The 24,664-nt window shown below is 73.5% G+C and carries 22 protein-coding genes; 8 read left to right on the forward strand and 14 right to left on the reverse strand.

Annotated features, from left to right (window positions below; genetic code table 11):
• The first annotated feature begins 18 nt into the window (after nt 1-18).
• On the forward strand, nt 19-393 hold the full coding sequence (locus AB0M92_RS00185; RefSeq protein WP_366099842.1) for a hypothetical protein: 375 nt from the start codon (nt 19-21) through the stop codon (nt 391-393).
• Between the two features lie 118 nt (nt 394-511).
• Here the strand turns inward: AB0M92_RS00185 and fxsT are convergent, their stop codons facing one another.
• The 7 genes from fxsT to AB0M92_RS00220 form a co-directional block, all read right to left on the reverse strand.
• Entirely contained in the window at nt 512-3,520 is a 3,009-nt protein-coding gene (gene fxsT, locus AB0M92_RS00190; protein WP_366099843.1) for an FxSxx-COOH system tetratricopeptide repeat protein, read from the reverse strand.
• A gap of 64 nt (nt 3,521-3,584) precedes the next feature.
• Nucleotides 3,585-4,841, reverse strand: coding sequence for an HEXXH motif domain-containing protein (locus tag AB0M92_RS00195; RefSeq protein ID WP_366099844.1), 1,257 nt, complete (start codon nt 4,839-4,841; stop codon nt 3,585-3,587).
• Nucleotides 4,838-6,145, reverse strand: a complete 1,308-nt coding sequence (locus tag AB0M92_RS00200) for an FxsB family cyclophane-forming radical SAM/SPASM peptide maturase (protein ID WP_366099845.1) — start codon at nt 6,143-6,145, stop codon at nt 4,838-4,840. Before AB0M92_RS00200 ends, AB0M92_RS00195 begins: the two co-directional genes overlap by 4 nt.
• A gap of 149 nt (nt 6,146-6,294) precedes the next feature.
• Entirely contained in the window at nt 6,295-6,489 is a 195-nt protein-coding gene (fxsA, locus tag AB0M92_RS00205) for an FxSxx-COOH cyclophane-containing RiPP peptide (RefSeq protein WP_366099846.1), read from the reverse strand.
• A gap of 60 nt (nt 6,490-6,549) precedes the next feature.
• A complete protein-coding gene (locus tag AB0M92_RS00210) occupies nt 6,550-9,789 on the reverse strand; it encodes an SAV_2336 N-terminal domain-related protein (RefSeq protein ID WP_366099847.1) in 3,240 nt (1,079 codons plus the stop codon).
• Between the two features lie 6 nt (nt 9,790-9,795).
• Nucleotides 9,796-10,914 (reverse strand): AAA family ATPase, encoded by a 1,119-nt coding sequence (locus AB0M92_RS00215; protein WP_366099848.1) that lies wholly within the window; start codon nt 10,912-10,914, stop codon nt 9,796-9,798.
• A 25-nt stretch (nt 10,915-10,939) separates the two neighbouring features.
• Nucleotides 10,940-13,027, reverse strand: coding sequence for a trypsin-like peptidase domain-containing protein (locus AB0M92_RS00220; RefSeq protein ID WP_366099849.1), 2,088 nt, complete (start codon nt 13,025-13,027; stop codon nt 10,940-10,942).
• Nucleotides 13,028-13,160: 133 nt separating this feature from the next.
• Between AB0M92_RS00220 and AB0M92_RS00225 the strand changes: the two genes are divergently transcribed.
• Nucleotides 13,161-13,346 carry a DUF6104 family protein gene (locus tag AB0M92_RS00225; RefSeq protein ID WP_064729792.1) on the forward strand — a complete coding sequence of 62 codons (186 nt, stop codon included), beginning with the start codon at nt 13,161-13,163 and terminating at the stop codon, nt 13,344-13,346.
• An 85-nt stretch (nt 13,347-13,431) separates the two neighbouring features.
• On the opposite strand, the gene sodN is transcribed toward AB0M92_RS00225, so the two are convergent.
• Nucleotides 13,432-13,827 (reverse strand): superoxide dismutase, Ni, encoded by a 396-nt coding sequence (sodN, locus tag AB0M92_RS00230; RefSeq protein ID WP_008741558.1) that lies wholly within the window; start codon nt 13,825-13,827, stop codon nt 13,432-13,434.
• 182 nt (nt 13,828-14,009) lie between these two features.
• On the opposite strand from sodN, the gene sodX reads away from it, so the two are divergent.
• A complete protein-coding gene (sodX, locus tag AB0M92_RS00235; RefSeq protein WP_366099850.1) occupies nt 14,010-14,429 on the forward strand; it encodes a nickel-type superoxide dismutase maturation protease in 420 nt (139 codons plus the stop codon).
• Here the strand turns inward: sodX and AB0M92_RS00240 are convergent.
• A complete protein-coding gene (locus tag AB0M92_RS00240; protein ID WP_366099851.1) occupies nt 14,333-14,962 on the reverse strand; it encodes a CGNR zinc finger domain-containing protein in 630 nt (209 codons plus the stop codon). The genes sodX and AB0M92_RS00240 overlap by 97 nt on opposite strands.
• Before the next feature lie 83 nt (nt 14,963-15,045).
• Between AB0M92_RS00240 and AB0M92_RS00245 the strand changes: the two genes are divergently transcribed.
• Nucleotides 15,046-15,801, forward strand: coding sequence for a class I SAM-dependent methyltransferase (locus AB0M92_RS00245; RefSeq protein WP_366099852.1), 756 nt, complete (start codon nt 15,046-15,048; stop codon nt 15,799-15,801).
• Nucleotides 15,802-15,913: 112 nt separating this feature from the next.
• Here AB0M92_RS00245 and AB0M92_RS00250 read toward each other — a convergent pair whose 3' ends face one another.
• From AB0M92_RS00250 to AB0M92_RS00260, 3 genes are read right to left on the reverse strand one after another with little or no spacing between them, the layout of a single operon-like run.
• Complete coding sequence (locus AB0M92_RS00250) at nt 15,914-16,681, reverse strand: amino acid ABC transporter ATP-binding protein (protein WP_359167780.1); 768 nt, start codon at nt 16,679-16,681, stop codon at nt 15,914-15,916.
• On the reverse strand, nt 16,678-17,628 hold the full coding sequence (locus AB0M92_RS00255) for an amino acid ABC transporter permease (RefSeq protein WP_366099855.1): 951 nt from the start codon (nt 17,626-17,628) through the stop codon (nt 16,678-16,680). Before AB0M92_RS00255 ends, AB0M92_RS00250 begins: the two co-directional genes overlap by 4 nt.
• Before the next feature lie 46 nt (nt 17,629-17,674).
• Nucleotides 17,675-18,634, reverse strand: a complete 960-nt coding sequence (locus tag AB0M92_RS00260; protein WP_366099856.1) for an ABC transporter substrate-binding protein — start codon at nt 18,632-18,634, stop codon at nt 17,675-17,677.
• A 536-nt stretch (nt 18,635-19,170) separates the two neighbouring features.
• Here AB0M92_RS00260 and AB0M92_RS00265 point away from each other — a divergent pair.
• The 4 genes from AB0M92_RS00265 to AB0M92_RS00280 all read left to right on the forward strand — a co-directional run bounded on the left by AB0M92_RS00265 (nt 19,171) and on the right by AB0M92_RS00280 (nt 22,605).
• Nucleotides 19,171-20,361: an NADP-dependent malic enzyme gene (locus AB0M92_RS00265; protein ID WP_366100314.1), complete on the forward strand. Its 1,191-nt coding sequence runs from the start codon at nt 19,171-19,173 to the stop codon at nt 20,359-20,361.
• 454 nt (nt 20,362-20,815) lie between these two features.
• Nucleotides 20,816-21,802 carry a zinc-binding dehydrogenase gene (locus AB0M92_RS00270; protein ID WP_366099857.1) on the forward strand — a complete coding sequence of 329 codons (987 nt, stop codon included), beginning with the start codon at nt 20,816-20,818 and terminating at the stop codon, nt 21,800-21,802.
• 33 nt (nt 21,803-21,835) lie between these two features.
• Complete coding sequence (locus tag AB0M92_RS00275) at nt 21,836-22,045, forward strand: helix-turn-helix domain-containing protein (protein ID WP_008741547.1); 210 nt, start codon at nt 21,836-21,838, stop codon at nt 22,043-22,045.
• Nucleotides 22,045-22,605 (forward strand): Clp protease N-terminal domain-containing protein, encoded by a 561-nt coding sequence (locus AB0M92_RS00280; RefSeq protein ID WP_366099858.1) that lies wholly within the window; start codon nt 22,045-22,047, stop codon nt 22,603-22,605. The genes AB0M92_RS00275 and AB0M92_RS00280 overlap by 1 nt, the downstream gene beginning before the upstream one ends.
• 23 nt (nt 22,606-22,628) lie before the next feature.
• Here AB0M92_RS00280 and AB0M92_RS00285 read toward each other — a convergent pair whose 3' ends face one another.
• Both AB0M92_RS00285 and AB0M92_RS00290 read right to left on the reverse strand, forming a co-directional pair.
• On the reverse strand, nt 22,629-23,570 hold the full coding sequence (locus AB0M92_RS00285; protein WP_366099859.1) for a helix-turn-helix transcriptional regulator: 942 nt from the start codon (nt 23,568-23,570) through the stop codon (nt 22,629-22,631).
• 1 nt (nt 23,571) lies between these two features.
• A complete protein-coding gene (locus AB0M92_RS00290) occupies nt 23,572-24,501 on the reverse strand; it encodes a DUF4097 family beta strand repeat-containing protein (protein WP_366099860.1) in 930 nt (309 codons plus the stop codon).
• Nucleotides 24,502-24,664: the final 163 nt, after the last annotated feature.

Consider the following 24,664-nt stretch of genomic DNA (forward strand, 5'->3'; position numbering starts at 1 on the left):
CTACAACTGGAGGAAAACATGTCTCGAACCGTCAAGCGGAGCACCCGGCTGGCAACGGTCGCCGGGATGGTGGCAGCCGTCGGCGCCGCAATGATCGTGACCGCCCCCGCGAGCCAGGCGGCACCGGTCGCCGCCTTCCGCCTCAGCAACTTCTCGGCGACCATCGCGAACATCTGCGTCCACACGGACGTCGCGACGAAGTGCTCGGGAAACATAGCGGCGGGAAAGAGCGAGGTTTACAAGGTGGAGTACAAGGGGGCGGGCAACTGGTACTGCACTTCGACCGCGAAGGGACTGACCGGTACCGCCAGCACCCCCTATTTCAGCCGGGCCAACGTCAAGGAATGCGCGGAGGTCGGCAACATCTTCGGCGCCAGCATCATGCTCAAGTGACCGTCGGGGGACGTGGGTCGGACGACGACGGCTGAGAGTCCCCACCACCGCCGCCGGTCTCGTGGTCGGTGCCGCCCCGGGACCGGTCGGCGGGCGGGCGCACCGCGTCCGCCCCCGCCTACGGCTGCGGCTCGAAGTCCCAGTACGGCCGGTTCTGCTGGCGGGCCGAGACCGTGTGGACGTGTTGGGGGCCCAGGGTGCGGGTCAGGGCCTTCAGGCCCGCCTCCTCGTGTTTGCCCGCCTCCGCGTCCTCGCGGGCCGAGCGGAGGTCGGCGGCCAGGGCGATCTGGGCGCTCAGGGTCATCGGGTGGTCCGGGCCCAGGACCTGCTCGCAGCCGCGGAGGGTTTCGCGGCTCAGGGACACCGCGTCCTCGAAGTGCCCCGTGATGTTGCGGTGGCCGGTGGCGTTCAGGGCGCAGCCCAGGGTCCACGGGTGGACGTCCCCGACGGCGCCGCGCATGCCGACCAGGGCCTGCTCCGACAGGTTGAGGGCCTCGACCCGTTCGCCCTGGGCCCGCAGTACCAGGCCGAGGTTGCCGACCGTGCCGATGCTGTACGGGTGGGCGAGCCCCAGCTGCGTCTGGTAGCCCCGTACGACCTCCTCCGAGATCCGGCGGGCCTCGCCGATGTCCCCGTACTCCCGCAGGTACGTGGCGTAGTCCGAGGCGACCATCAGGGTCCAGGGGAACTCCGCGCCGAAGACCCGCGTCGAGCGTTCCAGGACGCTGCGCAGCCGGGCCCCGGCGCCGGGGATGTCGCCGGAGCGGCGCAGGCACATGCCGAGGTTGTGTTCGGCGCGCAGGGTCTGGGGGTGGTTGAGCCCGAGGACCTGGGTGTTGAGCTTGAGCCCCTGTTCCTGGCGGGCGAGGGCTTCGCGGTAGCGGCCCATCAGGCGCAGTCCCATCGCGCAGCCGATGCCCGAGGACAGGGTCGCGATGTGCCGTACGCGCAGCACCCGCTCGCGCCGGCGCAGGGTGTCGAGGTCGGTGTCGTACGCCTCCTGGTAGCGGCCGAGCAGGCGCAGTGCGACGGCGACGTTGTTCTCGGCGTTCAGCGTCGTGGAGTCGTCCTCGCCCAGCAGCTCTTGGTAGCGCGCGAAGGCGTGCTCCAGCAGCTCGCGCGCCTGGTCGAACTTGGCGGTGCCGAGCAGCACCCCGGCGTACGTGCTGGTGGCGCGCAGGGTTTCCAGGTCCCGGTCGCCCCGCTCGGCCAGCAGCCGGTCGGCGACCGATCTGGCGAGGGTCTCGGCGCGCTTGAAGTGCCCGAGCATCCGCAGGGCGCCGCCGTAGTGGTAGCTCAGCTCGCGGACCTGGTCGTGGTCGTCGCCGAGCATGGCGCGCCACGCGGAGTCGGTCTGTTCGGCGAGCCGCAGGCAGGTGCGGTACTCCCCGGCGAGGATCAGGTAGCGCAGGCAGTGCAGCAGGAAGGTCTGGATCCGCGGGTTGCTGCTGGCCAGTACGCCGGAGCTCTCCAGGTGCGGGATCAGCTCGGCGTACCGGGGCCACAGCCGGGAGTCGGAGGGGCGGCCGGGGTCGGCGGCGGCGAGTACCTGCCGTACGGCGCGCGAGAGCGGCTCGGCCTCCTCCTCGGAGAGGTTCTCGCGGACGATCCCGTGCACCATGCGGTGCAGCTGCACGGTCTCCAGCCCGCCGCCGCCCTCCTCCACCGACAGGTCGGAGTATTCGAGGCGGACCACGGAGAACTGCACGAGCTTGTTGAGGGCGGCGTTCCACCGGATCTGGTCGTTGATCAGCCCGGCGAGCTGCTCGGGCACGTCTGCGGCGGGGAACTCGCGCAGCAGCCGCAGCGGCACCGGCCCGGGCGCGAAGAACACGAACAGCCGCAGCAGGGAGAGCGCGTCGGGGAAGTTCTCCCGGACGTTGTTCAGCAGTATCGCGAGGGCGGTGGGGAAGGGCACCGGGTAGTCGTCGGAGACGGTGACGGCCTCCCGGGAATCCAGTCTGCGCTGGAGCAGCGCCAGGTAGTCGCCGACCGTCAGCGGGGAGTCGGCGAGCCAGCCGGCGGTCTGGTCGAGGGCGAGCGGGTAGTCCTCCAGGGCCTCGGCGAGCTGGTCGGCCTCCTCGCCGGTGAGCCGGCGGGCCCGGCGGCGGATGAAGGTGATCGACTCGGGCCGCGCGTACAGCGGGACTTCGAGGAGGCTGGTGTGCCGCGAGGCCCATTCGCGGTTGCGGGAGGTGATGATCACGTCGCCCGCGCCCGAGGGCAGCAGGTCGGTGAGGTCGTCGGGGTTGTCGCAGCCGTCGAAGACCATCAGCCAGCGGCTGTACGGGGAACCGCGGCGCAGCGCCTCCAGGACGGACCGGATCTGCTCGCCGTAGCTGCCGGCGCCGCGCGGCAGGCCCATCTCCGGCGCGAGGTCGGCGAGGCGCTCGCGCAGGGTGGGCCGGTCCTCGGCGGGGACCCACCACACCACGTCGTACTCGGAGGCGAAGCGGTACGCGTACTCGGTGGCGACCTGCGTCTTGCCCACCCCCGACAGCCCGAGCAGGGTGACGGTGGAGGCGCCGGTCGGGGCCTCGGCGAGGGCGGCGCGCAGTCGGCCGATGACGTCGTTGCGGCCGGTGAAGCGCGGGTTGCGGCGCGGGACGCGGCCCCAGATCTCGGGCGGGTCGTTGGGGAAGCGGGGGCCGCGGCGGCCGGTCTCGGCGCCGATCCGGTCGGTGGGCAGTTCGAGCCGGCGCAGCACCCGGTACTCGGCCTCGTACGCGTCCAGGCCCCACAGGTCGGTCTTCTCCAGTACGGCCGCGGCGCTGGGCAGCGGCGCGTCGGTGAGGCAGACGGCCGCGAACCGGTCGGGGTGGGCGTCGGTGACCGCGCGCAGGGCGGTGTTCCACTCCTCGTCGGTGTGGGCCGCGGCGGAGAAGTAGCGCTCGCTGAGGATGAGCAGGACCCGGCTGCCGCTGCGGGCGAGGTCGTCGAGGGCCGGGGCCAGGCCGGGGGTGGACTGCGGGTCCCAGCGCGCGAGGGCGACGCGGTGGCCGTGCTCCTCCAGGCGGTGGGCGATCCACACGGCCCAGGGCCGGTTGAACCCGGCGAAGCTGATGACGAAGCGCTGCGGCTGCGCGGCGGGGTCGCGGTCTCGGTCCTGCCGAAGTCCGGTGGTCATGCGGCCGTCTCCCTGGCATCCGGGCGGTGGACGGGTTTGAAAAGGTACCGCAGCGGACGGCCCGTCAGCCCTCTGCGAACGGGGCGAGTTCGGGGTGGAGCGCGCACCAGGCGCGGCGCTCGCGGTCGACGGCGCGGCGGGCCACGGCGTGCTGGTCGCCGGGCGGCGGCAGGTCGTCCATGGACCGCTCGGCGACGGCCATGGCTTCCGTGAATTCCCGCCCGGCCGGGGTCATTTGGGGATGCCCGTGCAGCGCGGGGAGGACGGCTGCGACCTGGGCGCGGATCCGGGCGTGCTGGGCCCAGGCGCCGCGCGCGCCGTAGAGGGCGGCGCGCTGCCAGTACCCGGCCAGGGCCAGGTGGGCGTACGCGCCGTGCAGGAGCCCCTCCAACGGGCGGGGGTCGCTGCGCCAGGGGGCCCAGTGCCGGGGGGTGCGGTCGGCGGTGTGCAGGGTCAGGACGTCGGCGAGGGCGGTGAGCTTGCCGTGCTGTACCTCGTGGACGAGGGTGGCGGCGAGCGCCGGCGGGGCCTGCGTACGGGCGAGCACGGCCCCGGCGGCCGCGGGCAGGGTGGCGCCGCTGGAGCGGGAGCCGCCGCCCAGCGGGACCACGGAGCGCAGCAGCAGGCCGATCTCCTCGGCGCGGGCGGTGTCGTAGCGGTCGAGCAGGGTGAGCGCCCCGGACCACTGGGTGTCCCAGCGCTTGTGGCCCTTGGGGGTGAGCCGGCGGGCGGGGCGGACGGGCCCGGGGTGGGCGGGTCCGGGGGCCCGGTACGGGTCGAGGTCGTCGAGGGCGGTACGGCCGCCGGGCAGGGCGTGCAGGAGGAGGGCCGCGGGGTCGTCGGGGTCCCAGCAGCCCTCGGTGAGGGCGAGCGGGCCGGGCCGGGCGGGGCGCAGCAGTCCGAGGGTGGGCAGGACGAGGCGGCCGTGGACCGGCCGGAGCGTGGCTTTGAAGGTGATCCCGGAGCGCAGGGCCGCGGCGACGGCGAGGGCCCCGAGGTGGCCGAGGTCGGCGGGGGGCCCGTACGGGGCGTGCAGCCGGCGCAGGGTCTCCTCGGCCCAGACCCCGGTGGCCGGGTAGTGCAGTACGTCGCGGACGGCCTCGGGGTCGTGCCGTTCGGCCTCCTCCAGCAGGGCCCAGTGGTCGGCGGCCTCGCCGCCCCGGCCGCCGGGGGCGGCGTCGAGGACACCGCGCAGCAGGACGAGCCGCTTGGAGCGGCGGATGTCGCGGACCAGGCGGCTGCCGTCCGCGGAGGGTTCGGTGGAGGCGAGGGCGCCCAGGGTGGCCGAGGTGACGGTGAATCCGGTCAGGGAGTCGGTCATGAGGCGGCCGCCCGTAACGGCGCCCTGCCCGGCACGGCCCGGTTCGCGGCCTGGTCCGTGGCCCGCTCGTTCGCGGCCCGCTGGAGGGCGGCCGCGATGTGGCGGATGAGGACCTGGAGGTCGGCGCAGTACACGGAGGGCTGCCGGAAGCCCGCGCCGGCGCGGTAGCGGTGCGGGTAGTGGCCGCCGCCGCAGACCTCGACGAGTTCACAGGTCCGGCAGCCTTCGGCCAGCGCCTCCCGGCCCAGCTGCCGGGCGGCGAGCCCGGGGTGGTCGAGGAAGGCGTCGAAACCGTGGCTCTCCACCGTCATCCCGGTGGCGGCGGCGCCCTCGTAGGCGGATTTGAGCGAGTCGGCCTGCTCGACGCCCCCGTCCGTCTCGATCACGGCGGTGGCGGCGGGGGCGAGGCCGAGGGTCTCGGTGGCGGCGGGCAGTCCGAGCAGCAGGGCGATGATCTCCTCGAAGATCCGGATCCGGGTCCGCAGCGCCGCGTCGTTCCACCAGCGTTCGAAGACGGCGACGAGCCAGTCGGCGTACGGGGTGCGGGGCGGGTCGTGGCCGGGCGGCGGGGTGTTCCAGTTGGCGAGCGGGAGCAGCAGCCCGATCACCGGCGGGGCGAAGGCGAGCAGGGACTCGTACGTCTCCACCGGGTCCTGGGCCAGGTCGACGACGCAGAGCACCCCGGCGTAGCTGTCGGGGTGCCGGGCGAGCAGGCGCAGCCCCCGCGCGGCGGCCCCGAACCCGGGGCGGCCGCTGCGGTCCACCCGGCGCGCGTTGTGGGCGGGCAGCCCGCCGTCGAGGCTCACGCCGATCCGTATCCCGGCGGCGGCGAGCGCGCCGAGCCGGCCGCGGGTGAGCAGGGTGCCGTTGGTCTGGACGGTGGCGGTGACCCGGGTCCGCGGCGCGGTCCGGGCGAGGGCCGCCCGTACGGCGTCGACGGGAGCGGCCAGTTCGGCGGGGGCGGTGAGCAGGGGTTCGCCGCCGTGCAGGACCAGGTCGACGCGGGTGAGGTCGTGTGCGGCGGCATGCTCGGCGATGCGGGCGGCGGTGCGGGCGGTGGTGGCCGGGGACATGGCGGCGGGCTGTCCGCGCCAGCCCTGGTCGGCCATCTCGTACACGTAGCAGTAGGTGCAGGCGAGGTTGCAGCGGCTGCGGGTCTTGAGCACGAACTGCCGTACCGGGTGGGGCCGGTGGCCCGCCGCACGGAGCGCGGGCACGTCGAGCCGGGCGTACGGCCACGGGGCGTGGACCAGGTGGTTCCGCAAGGAGGGCAGCACGGCGTCGCTCGTGTCGGTCTGCCTCATCGCCTGTACCTCCCGCGCCGCGGACGGTCCATCCCTGCCCGGCGGACGGCGCCCGCTAACGGCGGAAACGGGACAACTGTGAGTGCGCTGCGTGGCCTTGGCGCTGCGGTGCGTGAGGGGGCCGCCGCTCCCGCCCCGCGCCCGCGCCCTCAGGCCACTCCGGAGTCGAAGGCGTTGAGGATCTCGGCGGGGTGCGTGACCCGCTCCACCATGCCCTCGATGACCCGGGCCAGCACGGGGTGGTCGATCCCGCGCAGTGCGGCCAGATCGAACCCCGAGAGGTCCGGTAACCGCCCCGGGCAGACGGAGCCCGCCGTTTCCGCTTCCTGCTGCCGAGTCACCATGGGCCGCCCGTCCCCCCGTTGAGTCGCGATGTCCGATGGTCCCTTACCCGGCGGCCGGGCTCACAGCCCCGCCTCCAGGGTGCGGACCCGGGATCCCAGGGCCTCCCGCCGGTCGGCGGCCGGATCCCCCAGCCGGGTCCACAGCTCCAGCGCCGAGCGGTACGCGTCGAGCGCCGCCCGGGGCCGCGCCAGCCGTTCCAGCACCTCCCCCCTCAGCTCCTGGACCCTCGCCCCCAGTTCCACCGCCACGTCGCGCCGCTCCTCCCGGTCCGCGGCCAGCGCGCTGCGCCAGGCCCGCCGGTAGGAGTCCGCCGCCCGGTCGAGCCGGTCCGGCGCCCGCGTGTGCGCGTGGATCTCCTGCTGGACGTCGCCGTGCTCGCGCCAGGCACGGGCCTGCTCCAGGGGGCTGCGGCTCTGCCGGACGGCCAGCTCCAGCAGGTACTCCGCCTCCCGCAGGTCCACCACGTCCCCCTCGTACGCGTGCCGCAACCGCAGCCCCTCCGCCAGCCGCACCAGCCGCTGCGCCGAGCGCGGGTCGGACTGCGGGACCGCCGCCCGGCTGTCGCGCAGCACCCGTACGGCCGCCGAGGTGAACCGGCGCCCGTCCGCGGCCCGCGCCCGGTCCAGCAGTACGTCTCCCCACTCGGGCAGCAGCTCCCCGTACGCCTCCGCGTCGCGCGGGATCAGCCGGCGGGCCCGGCCGTAGGCCTCGGCCGCGTCCTCCAGCGCCGCGGGGTCCGCGTCCCGGGCGGAGCGCGCCCGGTGCACCCGCGCCAGGCACACCAGGGCGGCCAGCCGCAGCTCCGCGTCGCCGGCGGCCTCGGCCAGGGCCAGGCCGAGCTGCCCGGCCGCCTCCTCCAGCCGCCCCGGCAGGTACCGCAGGGCCGTGGCCAGCTCCACCCGTACGCGGGCGGCCGCCGGCCCCGGGGACTCCGGGGCCTGCGCGGCGGCCTGTGCGGCGGCCAGCCCGGCCGCCAGGTGCTCGGCGGCCTGCCCGGCCAGCGCCGTGCGCTCCGCCGGGTCGGGGGTGCGGGGCAGCAGGGCGAGCAGGACCCGGCCGAGGGCGGGCCGCACCGCCGGGTCGAAGGCGGGGGCTCCGGTCACCGCCTCCAGTGCGGAGCGCGCCTCGCGCAGCGCGCCCGTGTCCTCGCGGAGCTCGCCGATGCGGACCAGGGTCTGCGCCCGCCGCACCACGCAGTCCAGGCGCAGCCGCGGGTCCAGCCCGGGGTCGGGGTCGCCGCCGACGGCCGCGAACTCCCGTTCCGCCGCGGCCAGCAGCTCGGGGTCCGGCTCGGCGGCGGCCAGGGCCCGTTCGTACAGGATCCGGCCGAGTACGGCCCGGGCGGGCGGGGCCGCGAGTCCCTCGACCGCCCGCTCGGCCTCCGCCAGCAGTTCGGGGTCCCGCTGGCCCGCCCACAGCCGCAGCAGGACGGTGGCCAGCTCGCACTCCGCCTCGCCGGGCACGTCCCCCGGTCCGGCGGGCGCCGCGACGGCCCGGCGCAGTACGGCGACGGCCTCGTACAGCCCGCGCGGGCCTCCGTCGCCCCCCTGACGGTCGTGGGCGTCGAGCCGGTCGCGTGCCGTGCTCACCGCCCAGGCCCGCCCTGGCGGCGCCGCGACGGGCTCGGGGACGCCGGGGTCCTCGGCGGGCGGTCCGGGCAGGTAGCGGCGTACGACGCGGGCCGAGACCTCGGCGAAGGCCTGCGGGAGCGGTCCGGCCGGGACCCGCTCCTGCGCGCCCTCCTCGGCGACCGGGGCGCCGGTGAGCTGTGAGACGGCCAGCGCGGGGAAGTTGCGCACGCCCCGCCCGAAGTGCGCGAGCACGTACTCGGAGCAGTGCTTGAGCACCAGCGCGGCCTCGTCCCGGCCGAGCGGCCCCAGCAGCACGTCCTGGACCCCGGGCACGAACTCGTACCACTGCCCGGCGGCCCGGCCGCGCCGCAGCAGCCCGCTGAGCAGCACCTCCGCCAGGTCCGAGGGCTCCGAGTCGGGCAGCATCGTGCGCTGTACGAGGGCCATCACGGGCAGGGTCAGCGGCGCGGCCGACAAGTACACGGCGAGCTGGACGGCGCTCGGCGAGGCGGAGGCCCGGAAGCGGCGCACCAGCTCGCGCGGCGGGCGCACGGCGCGCGGCGGCGGCAGGGGCGCGGCCGGGTGGTCGGCGAGGACGCGGCCCACTTCGGCGGGGACGGGCCCGGTGCCCAGCCCGGCGACGAGGCGGGCCCAGGAGCCGAGGGCGATGGCGCTGGGCGGCAGGACGGGGACGCCGAGCCCGCCGGTGTGCCGGCCGGGGCGGGCCGGCCGGTCGGGGCGGAACCTCAGCTTCCCGGAGCCGCCCTCGGCGCGGGTGAGCACGCCCCGCTCGGTCGGCAGCCAGCTGCGGCTCCACAGCCGCTGCGGCAGCGGCTGGACGACGACGCAGGGGGTGCACTCGGCCCAGCGGTGCAGCAGCCGCTGGGCCTCGCCCTCGCGCCAGAGCGGGCCGGCGCAGTCGGAGACGACCATGGTCAGCGCCCGGCCGGTGGGGTCGCGCAGCTGGTCCCCGGAGCGCAGCCGGGTGCCGGGGCCGGCTCCGCGCCCGACGGCGGCGCGGCCGTCGCCGAGCCGGTGCAGGTAGTGCACCTGTACGTCGCGGAAGGCGCCGAGCCGCTCGCAGACGGAGCGCAGTTCCTCGAACATGTCGTGCCAGACGGCCATCGACGGGGAGGCGTCCATGACGAGCCGCACGGTCGCCTCGCGCCGGCTCTCGGGCCGCAGTACGGGGATGACCAGCCCGAAGGCGCGGGCGCTGGCCTCGGCGGTGGCGGGCTCGTCGAGGACCAGGCGGGTGGGCGGGCCGGGCGGGCGGTGCCGCTGGAGGGCGCGCAGGGCCCGCTGGATCTCCAGGATCCGGGGCAGCGCGGCCGCGCCGGGGACCCGTACGGGCACTCCGGCGCCGCCCGGGAACTCGGCCGCCTCCTCCGCGACGGCCCCCAGGACCCGGGAGGCGTAGAGCCGGACCGGATCCTCCGGATCGGGCTCGGGCCTTACGGGCTCCTCCTCGGCCGGGGCCGCCCCGCCCGGGGTCCGCGTCCGCCGGGGCGGGGCGGGGCGCTCCCGTTCGGGGCCGGCGGGGCCGGCCGGGCCGATCCGCCCGGCCAGCCACAGCGCGTCGGCGAGCTCCTCGGCGGTGGGGTCGAGCCCGGCGGCGCGCAGCAGCCCGGCGAGGTCGCGCAGGGCGGCGGGTACGGGCGCCGGGCCGGGGGGCGCGTCGGCCGGCAGGGCCGTCAGGTGTGTCCGGGGCGGTGGCTCGGGGTACACCGGCGCTCACCTCGGGCGGTCGAGGCGCTGGATGAGCAGGTCGGCGAGGTCCTCCCGGGTGGGCGGAGCGGCGTAGTGGGTGAGGTAGATGGCGTTCAGCAGCTGGTCGGCGGCGACGAGTTCGGACTGGGAGCGGCTGAGGAACTCCCGGATCAGGTCGGCCCCGAGCTGGGCGGCCTCCTCGCCGAGGTGCGCGCGGACCATGGTGGCGAGCCGTTTCTCGCCGGGCTGGCCGAGTTTGAGCTGGATGCAGCGGCGCAGCAGGGCGGCGGGGAAGTCCCGTTCGCCGTTGCTGGTCAAGATGATGAACGGGAAGGCCCGGCAGCGCACGCGGCCGCCGCGGACGGTGACCTTCGCCCCGTCGTCGGTGAGCACCTGGACCTCGGGCTCGGTGTCGGCGACGCGTTCGAGCTCGGGGAGGGCGAACTCGCCCTCCTCCAGGACGTTCAGGAGGTCGTTGGGCAGGTCGATGTCGCTCTTGTCGAGCTCGTCGATGAGCAGGACGCGGGGGCGCTCGGTGGGCAGCAGGGCCGTCCCGAGGGGGCCCAGGCGGATGTATTTGCCGATGCCGGGGGCCCGGCCGGGGCCGGGGGGCGTGCCGGGGCCGGGGGGCGTGCCGGGGCCGGGGGGCGTGCCGGGGCCGGTTCCCTCGCCGGGTCCCGCGCCCCTCGTGCCGCCCGGCGGGCCGCCCGACAGGCCGCCGCTCGCGGCGATCTGCACGTCCTGGAGCCGGGCGATGGCGTCGTAGCGGTACAGCCCCTCCTGGAGCACCGTCCGCGAGACCACGGGCCAGCGCAGCACCCGGCCGAGTCTCAGCTCGTGGGCGACGGCGTGCGCGAGGGTGGACTTCCCGGTCCCGGGGTAGCCGGTCACCAGCAGCGGCCTGCGCAGGTACAGGGCCGCGTTGATGGCCTCCAGCTCCTCCGGCTCGGGCCGGTGCAGTTCGGCGGCCTGCCGGTGCGCGCCGAGGCGCCGCGTGACGTTGCCGTCGGCCGTGTCCGCCGGTCCGCCGGGCTCGCCGACGGGGCCGCCGTCGAAATCCCGCCACGGCGGCGGATCGGGCAGGGCCTCGATCCCGTCGTGGGGTTCGCCGACCCCCCGGTAGATGAGCCATTCCTCGTTCACGCCTGCTCCTTCCCCCTCCCGCCCGTCACAGGTCGCCCTGCAGCGGCTCGTCCTCGGGCAGCGCGCGGGCCGGGTCGTCCCATACGAGGGCCATCCCGTCCGCCCAGTACGCGTCGGGGTCGGCCCCGTGCGCGCGTGCCCGCAGTGCCTGGAGCCGGACCGGCAGCGGCGCTCCCCGCGCCGCCTCCGTCAGCTCCTCGCGCAGTCCGCGGTGGAACGGCGCGCAGTCGGCCGCCGGGTCGTCCGGGGGCCGCCGGGTGACGGCCACCCCGTATCCGGCGTCGCGGATCCCGTACAGGGAGCCGCGGGTGGGCTCCGCTTCGGCGGCCCGGCAGTGCACGGGCACGGTGTTGTCCGGGAGCGCGTCGAGCCATTCCGGCGCGGGCGTCCTGGGGCGGCCGCGGTCGCAGTCGGCCCGCTCGTCGGCGGGCGGGCCGGCCTGGACGCGGGTCCAGCGGTCGGCCCGGCGGTGGTCGGCCGCGTCGTCGTTCGGGATCGCGCCGCCGGTCCCGGCCGGGTAGCGGAACACGACCGGCCGCTGAACCCCGAGCGGGGTGCGCCCGGCGACCGTCCAGGTGTCCACGGGCAGCCCGAACAGCTCGGGCGCCACCGCGACTTCGAGGAGGGCCGCCGCCTCGTGGGTGTCGCAGCGCCGGAAGGCCTCGGCGAGCGGGGCCCGCAGCGCTTCGGCGAGACCGGCGCGGGTGGCCCGTACGCCCGAGGCCACCGGGGTGACCCGGCCCGGGTGGGCGGGCCCGTAGAGCACCGAGACGCGCCAGTCGTAGACGTCCTCCCAGCCGTGCGCCCAGGCCTCCAGCAGTACGGACGGGCCCTGGGGCAGGGTGCCGGGCGGCCGGGTGTGGCCGTTGGGGTGGCGGTCGGCGCGGGCGCGGCGGCGCCGGTCGCGCTGCGCGAGGCCCCGTTCGTGCCGTTCGCCGAGCTCCCGCCGCAGGGGCCGCCACAGCCGCTCGGCGGTGGCCCGCACCCAGTCCCACAGCTCCTCGTCGGCGCCCGGGGCGGGGGGCTCGCGGTGGTCGGCGACGCTGACGTCGGTCGCGTACCGCAGCATCGCGGCGGCCTCGCCCGCGCCGCCCGGCGGGTCGTGCAGCATGCCGAGCCCGTCGCGCCAGCTGAGCGGGGCGGGCAGTCCGGGTTCGGGCTCCTCGCCGCGGGCCGCCTCGACCAGGGCCCGTACGTCCTCGGAGGAGCGGGGCGGGGGCAGTTCGGCGAGCAGTCCGCACAGGGTGGTGCGTTCGGCGGCGGTGAGCCGCCTGCGGCCCTCGTACGGGTCCTCGCGCGCCGGGAGTTCACCGTGGACGTCGGTCCAGGTGCGGCGGCTGCCCCGATCGCTGAGGTGCTGGTCGTAGTGGTAGAGGTCGTGGGCCTGCATGACGCGGCGGTAGAGCCCGATCTGGCCGGTCGCGGCGAGCGGCAGGGTCCGTAACTGCACGACGGACACGGCGAGCCCGCCGCCGCCGTGGTTGCGGCGGGCCTTCACCACGCCGACGACCTCGCCGCGGGCCAGGTCCACGACCGGGCCGCCGGACATGCCGGGCTCGATCTCGTCGTCGTCGCCGAGGCGCAGGGCGGCGCCGCCGGCGGCCGTGCCGCGCAGCCGGGTGGTGCGGCCGGTGATCTCGGGGGCGCCGAGGTCCTCGGTGCAGCCGAAGTAGGCGACCTCGTCGAGGCGCGGTCTGCCGCGGTCGGTCAGCCGTACGCAGGCGTGCGTGATCGGCGCGAGGATGCGGACCAGTGCCAGGTCGGGCAGGTCCCACAGGGCGCGGCGGGCGGGGCGGCGCTCCTCCAGCCGCTCGGGCAGGACGCATTCGACGCGGCCGGTGACGGTGCCGGTGGCGCTGTCGGCGCCGGAGGAGAAGGTGATGCCGAGCTCACGCCCCACGAGACGCACCGCTGCACCACCCCCTTCACCGACGACGTGCGCGCACGTCAGCACCCAGCCCGGGGCGATGAAGAACCCGCTCCCCCAGGTGGGACCGGTCCCATGAGGTGCATACCCGTCCGGGGCCGCGTGGACGCGCACGGTGGCCGCCTGGACGAGGGGTTCGAGGAGCTCGAAGGCGCGCGCGGTGCCGCCCGTGCGCCCGTCCGGCATCCCCTGCCCCCTCAGGTGTGGAGGCCGTCCAGGCTAGCGCCGGGTTCCGCAAGAGGGGAGGTCTCGCCGGGTATGCGGATTATCCTGGCGGGAAACACCCCCTGCACACCTTCATCACGGCACGGAGCCCGACTTGTACTTCACCGATCGCGGCATCGAGGAGCTGGAGAAGCGGCGCGGCGAGGAGGAGGTCACCTTCGAGTGGCTCGCCGAGCAGCTCCGCACCTTCGTCGACCTGAACCCGGACTTCGAGGTCCCGGTGGAACGCCTGGCCACCTGGCTGGCCCGCCTGGACGACGAGGACGAGGACGAGGACTAGCTCCACCGGCAGCGCAGGCACGCACGGCGAAGGGGCCCGACCGGTGACGGTCGGGCCCCTTCGCCGCGCAAGGGCAAGGCCTGGATCAGGCGGCCTTGGTCTCCCAGAAGATGCGGTCGATCTCGGCGATGAGTTCGAGCGCCTTCTGGCCGGTCGCCGGGTCGTTCGACGCCTTGGCGGCCGAGAGGGCCTTCAGGGTGTCGTTGACCAGGGTGTGCAGCTGCGGGTACTTCTCGAAGTGCGGGGGCTTGAAGTAGTCGCTCCACAGCACCGAGACGTGGTGCTTGGCGAGCTCGGCGCGCTGCTCCTTGATGGTGATGGCGCGCGCGCGGAAGTCGGCGTCCTCGTTGGCCTGGTACTTCTCCTGGACGGCCTTGACGGACTCGGCCTCGATGCGGGCCTGGGCAGGGTCGTACACGCCGCACGGAAGATCGCAGTGGGCGGAGACCTTCGCCTTGGGGGCGAAGAGGCGGGAAAGCATGGAGTTTGTCCTCCTCGTGATCGTCTTCTCAAGGGGGAGATTACTCCGTGGCACAGGGGATTTCGCGAGCGGCCCCGTGGGCTTAGGACAAAAGTCCAGGGTGGCGGCCGGACCGGTGAGCGAATGTACGGGAGGCTGCGGCAGCATGCGCAGTGGGGCGAGAGCGGACGAGGAGGTCCGGCATGGCGCAGAGGAGGCACTCGCGGATGGCGTTCGAGGTACTGGAGGTGGCGGGGCCCTCGATGGTGCCGACGCTGCTGCACGGGGACCGGCTGGTGGTGCGGTACGGGGCCGCCGTGCGCCCGGGTGACGTGGTGGTGCTGCGCCACCCGTTCCAGCAGGACCTGCTGGTGGTCAAGCGGGCGGTGGGGCGGCGGCCGGGCGGCTGGTGGGTGCTCGGGGACAACCCGTACAACGAGACCGGCGACAGCACCGACTACGGGACGGTGCCCGAGGAGCTGGTGCTGGCGACGGCGGTGCTGCGCTTCCGGCCGCGCGCGGCGGATCAGAGTTCGCTGAGAGCGCGGCTGTCCTGGGCGGTGTCGGCGCTGCGGCCGCTGTGGCCGGACGCCTCGGCTTCCAGCCGTTTGCGGGCCCGGTAGGCGGCCACGTTGGCCCGGGTGGCGCAGCGGTCGGAGCAGTAGCGCCGGGAGCGGTTGGTGGAGGTGTCGAGGTAGGCGTTGCGGCAGGGCGCGGCCTGGCACAGGCCGAGGCGGTCGGGGCCGTGCTCGGTGAGGTGGAAGGCCAGGCCGAACGACGCGATCGCGGCGTAGCCGGCGGAGGCGTTCGAGGGGTGGTCGGCGAGGTGGATGTGCCAGTCGGGGCGGCCCTCGCCGTCGAGGTACTGGTGACCGGAGACCTGGGGGCTGACAGGGAACTCCATGAGCAGGGAGTTCAGCAGGTCGACGGCGAGCACGTGGTCGCCGCCGTCGGCGGCCTCGAAGACGGCGCGCAGCCGGCCCCGGACGTTGCGGAAGCGGGTGACGTCGCCGTCGGTGACCCGGCGCGCGGCCTGGACCCCGGTTCCGAAGAGGCCCCGGACGGCGTCCACCGAGGTCAGCGAGTCCTTGTTGCGGGCCGGCTCCTCGGTGTTGACCAAGCGCACGGCATAGTCCGAGTAATGGGCCAGTTCCACTTGTAGTCCTTACGGCTGCGGTTTAGGGTCTCGAAAGTAACGGCCGAGACTTCTTCGAGGGTATTACGACTGGAGGGTGCGCGATGGCGCAGACCACGACCGACTGGCAGGCCTGGCAGGAGAGCTGGGACCGGCAGCAGGAGTGGTACATGCCCGACCGCGAGGAGCGGTTCCGGGTGATGCTGGACATGGTCGAGGCACTGGTGGGACCCACCCCCCGGGTGCTGGATCTGGCGTGCGGTACGGGAAGTATTACGGACCGCGTCTTCAGGCGGTTCCCGGAATCCACCAGTACGGGCGTCGATCTCGACCCGGCGCTGTTGACCATCGCCCGGGGCCACTTCGACGGCGACGACCGCGTCACGTTCGTCACGGCCGACCTCAAGGATCCCGACTGGGCCTCGGCGCTCCCGTACGACACGTACGACGCGGTCCTGACGGCCACCGCCCTGCACTGGCTGCACTCCCCGCAGCTCGCCGTGGTCTACGGGCAGATCGCCCCGCTGCTGCGCGAGGGCGGGGTCTTCATGAACGCCGACCACATGCCCGACCCGGCGACCCCGCGCATCAACGCCGCCGAGCGCGCCCACCGGCACACCGGGATGGACCGGGCCCGCGCGGGCGGCGCGCTGGACTGGGCCGACTGGTGGGCGCTCGCGGCCGCCGACCCGGTGCTCGCCGAGCCGACGAAGCGCCGGTACGAGATCTACGGCGAGCACGCCGACGGGGACACCCCCGACGACGCCTGGCACCTGCGGACCCTGCGCGAGGCGGGCTTCTCGGAGGCCCGGACGGTCTGGCGCTCACCCTCGGACGCGCTGGTCCTGGGCCTGAAGTAGTGCCCTTGTAGGAAAGTGAGAACTTTCCGCCGCCCGCCGCGCGTGCGAGAGGGGCGGTACGGGATTCCCGTACCGCCCCTCTCGCGCGTTCGGCGCGACCGCGACCGTGCGCTTACAGCACCTTGGACAGGAACGCCTTCGTCCGGTCGTGCTGCGGGTTGCCGAGCACCTCGCGCGGGTGGCCGGACTCGACGACGACGCCGCCGTCCATGAAGACGAGGTTGTCTCCGACCTCGCGGGCGAAGCCCATCTCGTGGGTGACCACGATCATGGTCATGCCCGACTCGGCCAGGTCCCGCATGACGTCGAGGACGTCGCCGACGAGCTCGGGGTCGAGGGCCGAGGTGGGCTCGTCGAAGAGCATCAGCTTCGGCTCCATGGCCAGCGCGCGGGCGATCGCCACGCGCTGCTGCTGGCCACCGGAGAGCTGGGAGGGGTAGTTCCCGCCCTTGTCGCCCAGGCCCACGCGGTCCAGGAGGCGCACCGCGCGCTCGCGCGCCACGGCCTTGCTCTCGCCCTTGACCATGACGGGGGCTTCCATGACGTTCTCTATGGCCGTCATGTGCGGGAAGAGGTTGAAGCGCTGGAAGACCATGCCGATCTCGCGGCGCTGGGCCGCGACCTCGCTGTCCTTCAGCTCGTAGAGCTTGTCGCCCTTCTGCCGGTACCCGACCAGCTGGCCGTCCACCGAGAGGCGTCCGGAGTTGATGCGCTCCAGGTGGTTGATGCACCGCAGGAAGGTCGACTTGCCGGAGCCGGACGGGCCGACCAGGCAGAAGACCTCGCGGGGGGCGACTTCGAGGTCGATGCCGCGCAGGATGTGGGCGGCGCCGTACGACTTGTGGACGCCCTCGGCCTTGACCATCGGCTGAGCGGTCATCGCGCGACCTCCGTACGGCGGAACATGTTCAGGTTGGCCTTCAGACGCTGGAACGGCGTCGGCGGCAGGTTCCGCGTGGAACCACGGGCGAAGCGACGCTCCAGGTAGTACTGGCCGACGCTGAACACACTGGTCAGGGCCAGGTACCAGAAGGAGGCCACGAACAGCATCTCCATGATGGCACCGGCCGTGTTGCCGATGTTCGACGAAGCCCGCAGGAGTTCCGTGTACTGCACCGCCGAGACCAGTGAGGAGGTCTTCAGCATGTTGATGAACTCGTTGCCGGTCGGCGGGATGATCACGCGCATCGCCTGCGGGAGCACGATCCGGCGCATGGTCTTCGTCTGCGGCATGCCGAGCGCGTGGGCGGCCTCGGTCTGGCCCTCGTCGACCGACTGGATGCCGGCCCGGACGATCTCCGCCATGTACGCGCCCTCGTTCAGGCCGAGGCCCAGGAGGGCGACCATGAACGGGGTCATGACGTCGACGGTCTCGTTCTTGTAGATCGGCCCCAGGTTGATGTACTGGAAGATCAGCGACAGGTTGAACCACACCAGCAGCTGCACGTACACCGGGGTACCGCGGAAGAACCAGATGTAGAGCCAGGAGACGGCGCCCGTCACCGGGTTCTTCGAGAGGCGCATCACGGCGAAGACGATGCCGAGCACGAGGCCCAGCGCCATGGCCGAGACGCTGATGATCACGGTGTTGCCGAGACCGCTCAGGACCGCCGGGTCGAACAGCTTGTCGCGGACCGTCGCCCAGATGACGTTGCCGTTGGCGAACGCGTAGACGAGCCAGCCGAGCAGCGCGACCACGATCACGCCGCTGACCCAGCGGCCGTAGTGCCGCACCGGGATTGCCTTGATGGCCTCGTACGGGAGGCCCGAGGCGCCGGGTCCGGCCGGCGGGTTCTCGGCCGGACCCTTTTCGATCTTGTCAGTCACAATGACTGCCCTTCAGTGGAGCGTGGAGCGAGGGACTTCGCGGGACTTACTGACCTGCGTTGACCGTCGCGGACTTGACGGCGCTGTCCTGCACGTTCCACTTCTCCAGCGCCTTGGCGTAGGAGCCGTCCTTGATCGCCGCGTCGAGGGCCTGCTTGAGGGCGTCGCGGAGCTGGGTGTTCTCCTTGCTCACGCCGATGCCGAAGAGGCCGACGCCGCTCTGCTGGCCGGCGATCTCGAAGTCGTTGCCGCCACCGGAGGTCTTCACCGTGTAGGCGGCGACCGGGTAGTCGTTCAGGTCGGCGACGGCGCCGCCCGCCTTGACGCGGGTCTGCGCCTCGGCGTCGGTGTCGAAGGCCTGGATGGTGAGCTTCTTGTCACCGCACTTCTCGGCCTGGGCCTTGAAAGCGTCCTCGTACGTGGTGCCGCGCTGGACGGCCACGGTCTTGCCGCAGAGGTCGTCCAGGGACTTGATGCCCTCGGGGTTGCCCTTCTTGACGAGGAGCGAGAGGCCGGAGGAGAAGTAGTCGACGAAGTCGATCCCCTTGCCGATCTTCTGGCCCTTGTCGTCCAGACCCTCCTGGCGCTGCTTGTTGTCGGTGATCGACGACATGATCGCGTCTTCGCGGCCGGTGTAGATCGAGGTGATCAGGCCGTCGAAGGTGCCCGCGGTGAACTGCATCTTCACGCCGAGCTGCTTGGCGAGCGCCTCGGCGATGTCGGGGTCGACACCGACGATCTTTCCGCCCTCGACGAATTCCATCGGGGCGTAGGCGGAGTCCGTGCCGATCTTGATGACACCGGCGTCCTGGATCTTCTTCGGCAGGGCCGAGAAGAGCGGGGCGCTGCTGTCCTTCGAGGTGCCGCCGGAGGGGGTCGCGGAGGAGCCCTTCTCCGTCTGGTCGCCACAACCGGTGAGGATCAGGGCGCCGGCGACCGCGATCGCGCCGACCGCGGCGATCCGGGACCGGGCGGCGGTCGTACGACGGGTGGTGCTTGCGGTCATGAGCTGGTTCCTCCGGCAGGCTGGTGGAGCATCCGAGAACGGGTCGAGCACGCACCTTCGAGTGTCGCGACCTCGTGTGATTACGGCATCTTGCCATTCGGACTGACGCATTCAGGCAGTTCGTCAGGTCAAAATCGGATAACGGGTGGGCGCTCGTACCCAACAGGACTGCGGAATGGGGGGTTCGCGACCGAAGGAACCGCTGTGACCTGGCCCTTTTGACGGAGTATTTGCGGTCCGTCTCGTCCATTGGACAGAGACCTTTGGACCTTTCGCCGAAAACAGGACAAGAGGTCTACAGTCGAGCAGGAATCGACTCGTCTGGGTGAGCGTTCTTCGGGTACAACGGATCCTTACACCCCTCATCCGGGGCTCAGGGCGCGCGTGCGGCGCGCCCGCGCGTACGAACCTCCCCTTCGCGGAGACGGGCCAACCGTCGATGCGGAGTACGGACGCGGTGCCCGCCCACCCCTTAACCAGGTGTGGTCACCCTCAACGATTCAAAGACCTAAGGGGCCAAGAAAGTGGCAGCGGAGATCGTCAATCCTCGCAGCGACAGCGCGACGGACAACAACCCGGACGCGGTGTTCGCGCTGCACCGGGGCGGCAAGATGGCCATCCAGGCCACGGTGCCGGTCCAGAACAAGGACGACCTGTCCCTCGCGTACACGCCGGGCGTGGCGAAGGTCTGCAGCGCCATCGCGGAGCAGCCCGAGCTGGTGAACGAGTACACCTGGAAGTCCAACGTGGTCGCCGTCGTCACCGACGGTACGGCCGTGCTCGGACTCGGTGACATCGGTCCCGAGGCCTCCCTCCCCGTGATGGAGGGCAAGGCCATCCTGTTCAAGCAGTTCGGCGGTGTGGACGCGGTGCCGATCGCGCTCGCGACCAAGGACGCGGACGAGATCGTCGAGACGGTCATCCGTCTGGCGCCGTCCTTCGGCGGGGTGAACCTGGAGGACATCTCCGCCCCCCGCTGCTTCGAGATCGAGCGCCGGCTCCAGGAAGCCCTGGACATCCCGATCTTCCACGACGACCAGCACGGCACGGCGATCGTGACCCTGGCCGCCCTGCGCAACGCCGCGAAGCTGACCGGGCGCACGCTCGGCGACCTGCGCGCCGTGATCTCGGGCGCGGGTGCGGCGGGCATCGCCATCGCCAAGATCCTCGTGGACGCGGGCATCGGCGACGTGTGCGTCACCGACCGCAAGGGCGTCGTCTCCGCGGACCGCTCCGACCTGACGGACGTCAAGGCGGAGATCGCGGGTCTGACGAACAGGACCGGCCAGACCGGCTCCCTGGAAGCCGCCCTGAACGGCGCCGACGTGTTCATCGGCGTCTCCGGCGGCACCGTGCCGGAGGAGGCGGTGGCCTCGATGGCGAAGAACGCCTTCGTCTTCGCCATGGCCAACCCCAACCCGGAGGTCCACCCGGACGTCGCGCACAAGTACGCGGCGGTCGTGGCCACGGGCCGCAGCGACTTCCCGAACCAGATCAACAACGTGCTGGCGTTCCCGGGCATCTTCGCGGGCGCCCTGAAGGTCCGCGCCAGCCGGATCACCGAGGGCATGAAGATCGCCGCCGCCGACGCCATCGCCGGTGTCGTGGGTGACGAGCTCGCCGCCGACTACGTGATCCCGTCGCCGTTCGACGCGCGCGTCGCCGAGGCCGTCGCGGCCGCGGTCGCGGCGGCGGCCAAGGCCGACGGCGTGGCCCGCCTGGCCTGATCGGCAGCGGTACGCCCAGAGGGGCCCGGCCGGATGTGCATCCGGCCGGGCCCCTCTTTTTGTCGGGCACACCCTCCCCACCCCCGAGCCGGGAGGGGATGCTCCGCCCCAGCGCCTCCATGGAGCTGACGCTCCGTCAATGAGAGTGCGGCCACAAGGTGGCAGGCTCATGGCGAGCCGGGCGGCATGGCGTGAATATTACCGCCCCCCGAGGCTTGTTCCTGACGTTCCACTTCCGCCTCCAGGTGACACAAGACCGCACGTCGCAGGGTTAGTTGAGCGGGCAACGAAAGATTCCGTTCGACTACCGGACGGTCTGATACGGACGCCGGAAGGCCCCCGTGCGGTTCCCGCCCGGGGCCACCGATCCGTACGGGCGACGTGCGACGAAAGCCTCACCGCCACGGCCCCGGCGGGTCTGGCCCGAGGCGCTACCGAGCGGTAGCGTCGCGGCATGTTCGCTGCATACGCCGCCCGAATCGACCGTGACCAGCCGCTGAGCGGCCTCGTGCTGGGCGAGCGCCCCGCCCCCGAGACCCGCCCCGGCTGGGTGACCGTGAACGTCAGGGCCGCCTCCCTCAACCACCACGACCTGTGGTCGCTGCGCGGGGTCGGCCTCGGCGAGGACAAACTCCCGATGATCCTCGGCTGCGACGCCGCCGGCACCGACCAGGACGGCAACGAGGTCGTCCTGCACTCCGTGATCGGCCAGAGCGGCCACGGCGTCGGCCCCGAGGAGCCGCGCTCGATCCTGACCGAGCGGTACCAGGGCACCTTCGCCGAACAGGTGACCGTCCCCGCCTGGAACGTCCTGCGCAAGCCCGCCGAGCTGTCGTTCGAGGAGGCCGCCTGCCTGCCGACGGCCTGGCTGACGGCGTACCGGATGCTGTTCACCAACGCGGGCGTGCGCCCCGGAGACTCGGTGCTGGTGCAGGGTGCGGGCGGCGGCGTCGCCACCGCCGCGATCGTCCTCGGCAAGGCGGCGGGCCTGCGGGTCTTCGCCACCAGCAGGGACGAGGCCAAGCGCAAGCGGGCGGTGGAGCTGGGCGCGGTGGAGGCCTACGAGCCCGGCGCGCGGCTCCCGCAGCGGGTGGACGCGGTGATCGAGACGGTCGGCGCCGCCACCTGGTCGCACTCGGTCAAATCGCTGCGCCCCGGCGGCACCCTCGTCATCTCGGGCGCCACCAGCGGGGACCGGCCGGCGCACGCCGAGCTGACGCGGATCTTCTTCCTGGAGCTCAAGGTGGTCGGTTCGACGATGGGGTCGAAGGACGAGCTGGAGGACCTGCTCGCGTTCTGCGCGGCGACCGGGGTGCGGCCGGTGATCGACGAGATCCTGCCGCTGGACCGGGCGCGGGAGGGCTTCGAGAAGCTGGAGGCGGGCGACCTGTTCGGAAAGATCGTCCTGACGGTCCAGACGTCGCCTGTCAACAGAGGTTGACGCACCCATGCCCGTCAACCTACATTGACAGGCATGACAGAAGCGACCGATCTCGCCGAGCGGGCCGGTGACCGCGATCCGCGCGTGGGCCTGCGTGCCGTGGCGGCCCTGCGCAGGCTGCTGGAGCAGCTGGAGGCCGTACAGGTACGCAGCGCCCGTGCGCAGGGGTGGTCCTGGCAGGAAATCGCGGCCGAGCTGGGCGTCAGCCGCCAGGCCGTACACAAGAAGCACGGGAGGGTCTGATGTTCGAGCGCTTCACGCAGGACGCCCGGGACACCGTGGTGGCCGCCGTGGCCGAGGCCCGGCGGACAGGGGCCGCAACCGTCACCGAGGAGCACCTGCTGCTCGCACTGCTGGGCCGGGGAGCGTTGGACCCGCTGGGCGTGGACCGCGCCGCGATGGCGGCCGACCTCGCCGCGGCCCGCCGCCGGGGCGGCATGTCCCGGGCGGACGAGGAGGCCCTCGCGGGCCTCGGCATCGACCTGACCGCGATCGTCTCCCGGGTCGAGGAGGCCCACGGCGAGGGCGTACTGGCCTCCGCTGCCCCGCGGCGGCGGACCCTGGGCTCCTCGCTCCGCTCGGCGCTGGGCCGCGCGGAGCCGGTGAGCCGGCACGTCCCCTTCGCCCAGGGGTCGAAGAAGACCCTGGAGAAGTCCCTGCGCATCTCGCTGGGCCGCCACGACGGCCACATCGCCGCCCTGCACCTGCTGCTGGCCCTGCTCTCGCTCCCGGGCACGGCCGCCGAGGTCCTGGCGGACCACGGCGTCACGTACGCGGCGGCGGAGGCGGCCCTGGCGGCCTGAGAACTCGCGACGTATCGCGAGGGCTACCGGCGGGGCCCGAGCGTCCCGGCGAGGCGGTCCGCGGCCGCCGCGAGGTGGGCGCGGGCCTCGGCCAGCTTGGCCGGGGTGACCCCGTGGTCACGGGCCGCGTCGCGCACGTCGTCGCGGAAGCGGTCCAGCAGCCGGTCCAGGTCGCGCGCCGGGTCGCCGGTGGCGGCGAGGTCCTCGGCCCAGTGCGGGTCGGCGGGGGCCGAGGGGGTGGCGCCGGCCGTGGCGTCCTTGCCGGCCGCGGTGTCCTTGCCGGCCCCGGTGGCGGAGTTCGTACCGGCGCCGGCGCCGGCGCCCGCGAGCCAGCTGCCGGCCAGATTGCCCAGCATCCCGCCGGACTTCGCGAACTGCTCCTGGAACTGGCTCGCGATCCGCATGACCTCCTCGCGCGCCCGCTCCTGCGCCTCCTTCGCCTGGCGGCGGGCCTGCTGGGCCTCCTCGCGGGCCCTGCGGCTCTCGTCCTTCGCCCGGCGCGCCTGCTCCTTCCACTCCTGCTTCGCCTTGCGCAGCTCCTCCTTGGCCGCCGCCCAGGACGCGTCCTCGACCGGGGTCGCCGAGGCCGAGGCCGCGGCCCGCATCTCGCGCCGCAGGGCGCCGGCGGCGCCCCGTACGTCGTCCCGGATCTCGGCTGCCAGCTCGGAGACCGAGTCGCGGATCTCCAGCTCCAGATCGGCGAGTTCACCGCCGCGGTCGGCCAGTTCGGCGCGGCCCGCCTCGGTGATGGAGTACACCTTGCGCCCGCCTTCGGTGGCGTACGTGACCAGCCCCTCGGCCTCCAGCTTGGCCAGCCGGGGGTACACCGTGCCCGCGGAGGGTGCGTAGAGGCCCTGGAAGCGCTCCTCCAGCAGGCGGATCACCTCGTACCCGTGCCGCGGCGCCTCGTCCAGCAGCTTCAGCAGGTAGAGGCGGAGGCGGCCGTGGGCGAAGACGGGCGGCATGTCAGAGCACCTTCTTGTCGAGCACGAGCGGGGCGGCGGAGCCTTCGTCGGTGGCGGCGTCGGCGGCCGGGCGGCGCAGCAGGGCGATGGAACCCGACACGGTGGTGGCCCGCAGCGTGCCGGAGCCGGAGCCGAGGGTGCCGGTGATGTGCTTGGCGGCGAAGTTGCCGGAGACGACCAGGTCCTCGAAGGCGTTGGAGAGGCTGCCGGTGGTGGTGTTGGCCTCCACCCGGGCGTCGGCCGGGTGCGGGAGGCGGATCGCCACCTGCCCGGAAACGGAGTTCAGGGAGATGTCCACCGGCCGCGGGGCGGCCGGATCGGGGGCGAGGTCGACGAGCATGTCGCCGCTGACCGAGTCGGCCCGTACGCTGCCGCCGGCGCCGTCGACGACGGTCAGGCCGCCGGAGACGGAGTGGAAGCCGAGCTTTCCGGTGAGGGACTGGGCCTCGACCCCGCCGGACACGGTGTTCGCACCGACCTTGCCGGACAGGCCGACCAGCGTGACGTCGCCGGAGACCCCGTGGACGTCGGTGTCGGCGGCGATGCCGGAGACGACCGCCGCGGCGCTGACGGCCGCGAGCTGCACACGGGTGGCGGCGGGAACGGTCAGGGTCACGGTGGCGCTGCGCTCCCAGGCCTTGCGGCCGAGACCCGTGCGGGACCAGGACTTCCAGGGCTTGGCCTCAAGCCACTCCTTGAAGCCCTGGGCGCCGTTCCAGGGGAGGTCCTCGTAGGAGACGGTGAGGGTGCCGCCGTCCTGCACGACGTACAGCGGCGGCCCGTCGAGGGCGGCCACCTCCAGCCGGGCCGGACCCTCGTCGGCGACGACGTTCACCGTGCCGCCGACGACACGGACGCGGAGCTCGGTCACCGGCTCCTCGAAGGTGAGCTTCTGCGGTTCGGCGATCGACCACGTCTTCTGCTCTGCCATGGTGCTTGAGCCTCCTCGGCGTACGGGCACGGCACGCAACATATCGCGTCTCTGGAGAACACGATATATCGCGGTTGCCCGAAGTCAAGCCTCTTCCCCGCTCCGGAGCCCGCCGCCGGCCCCGCCGGCCCCGGGGCAGCCGTCGGTGCCCCTCGTCCGGAAC

It is taken from the genome of Streptomyces sp. NPDC051582, assembly GCF_040681715.1.
Lineage (GTDB): Bacteria > Actinomycetota > Actinomycetes > Streptomycetales > Streptomycetaceae > Streptomyces.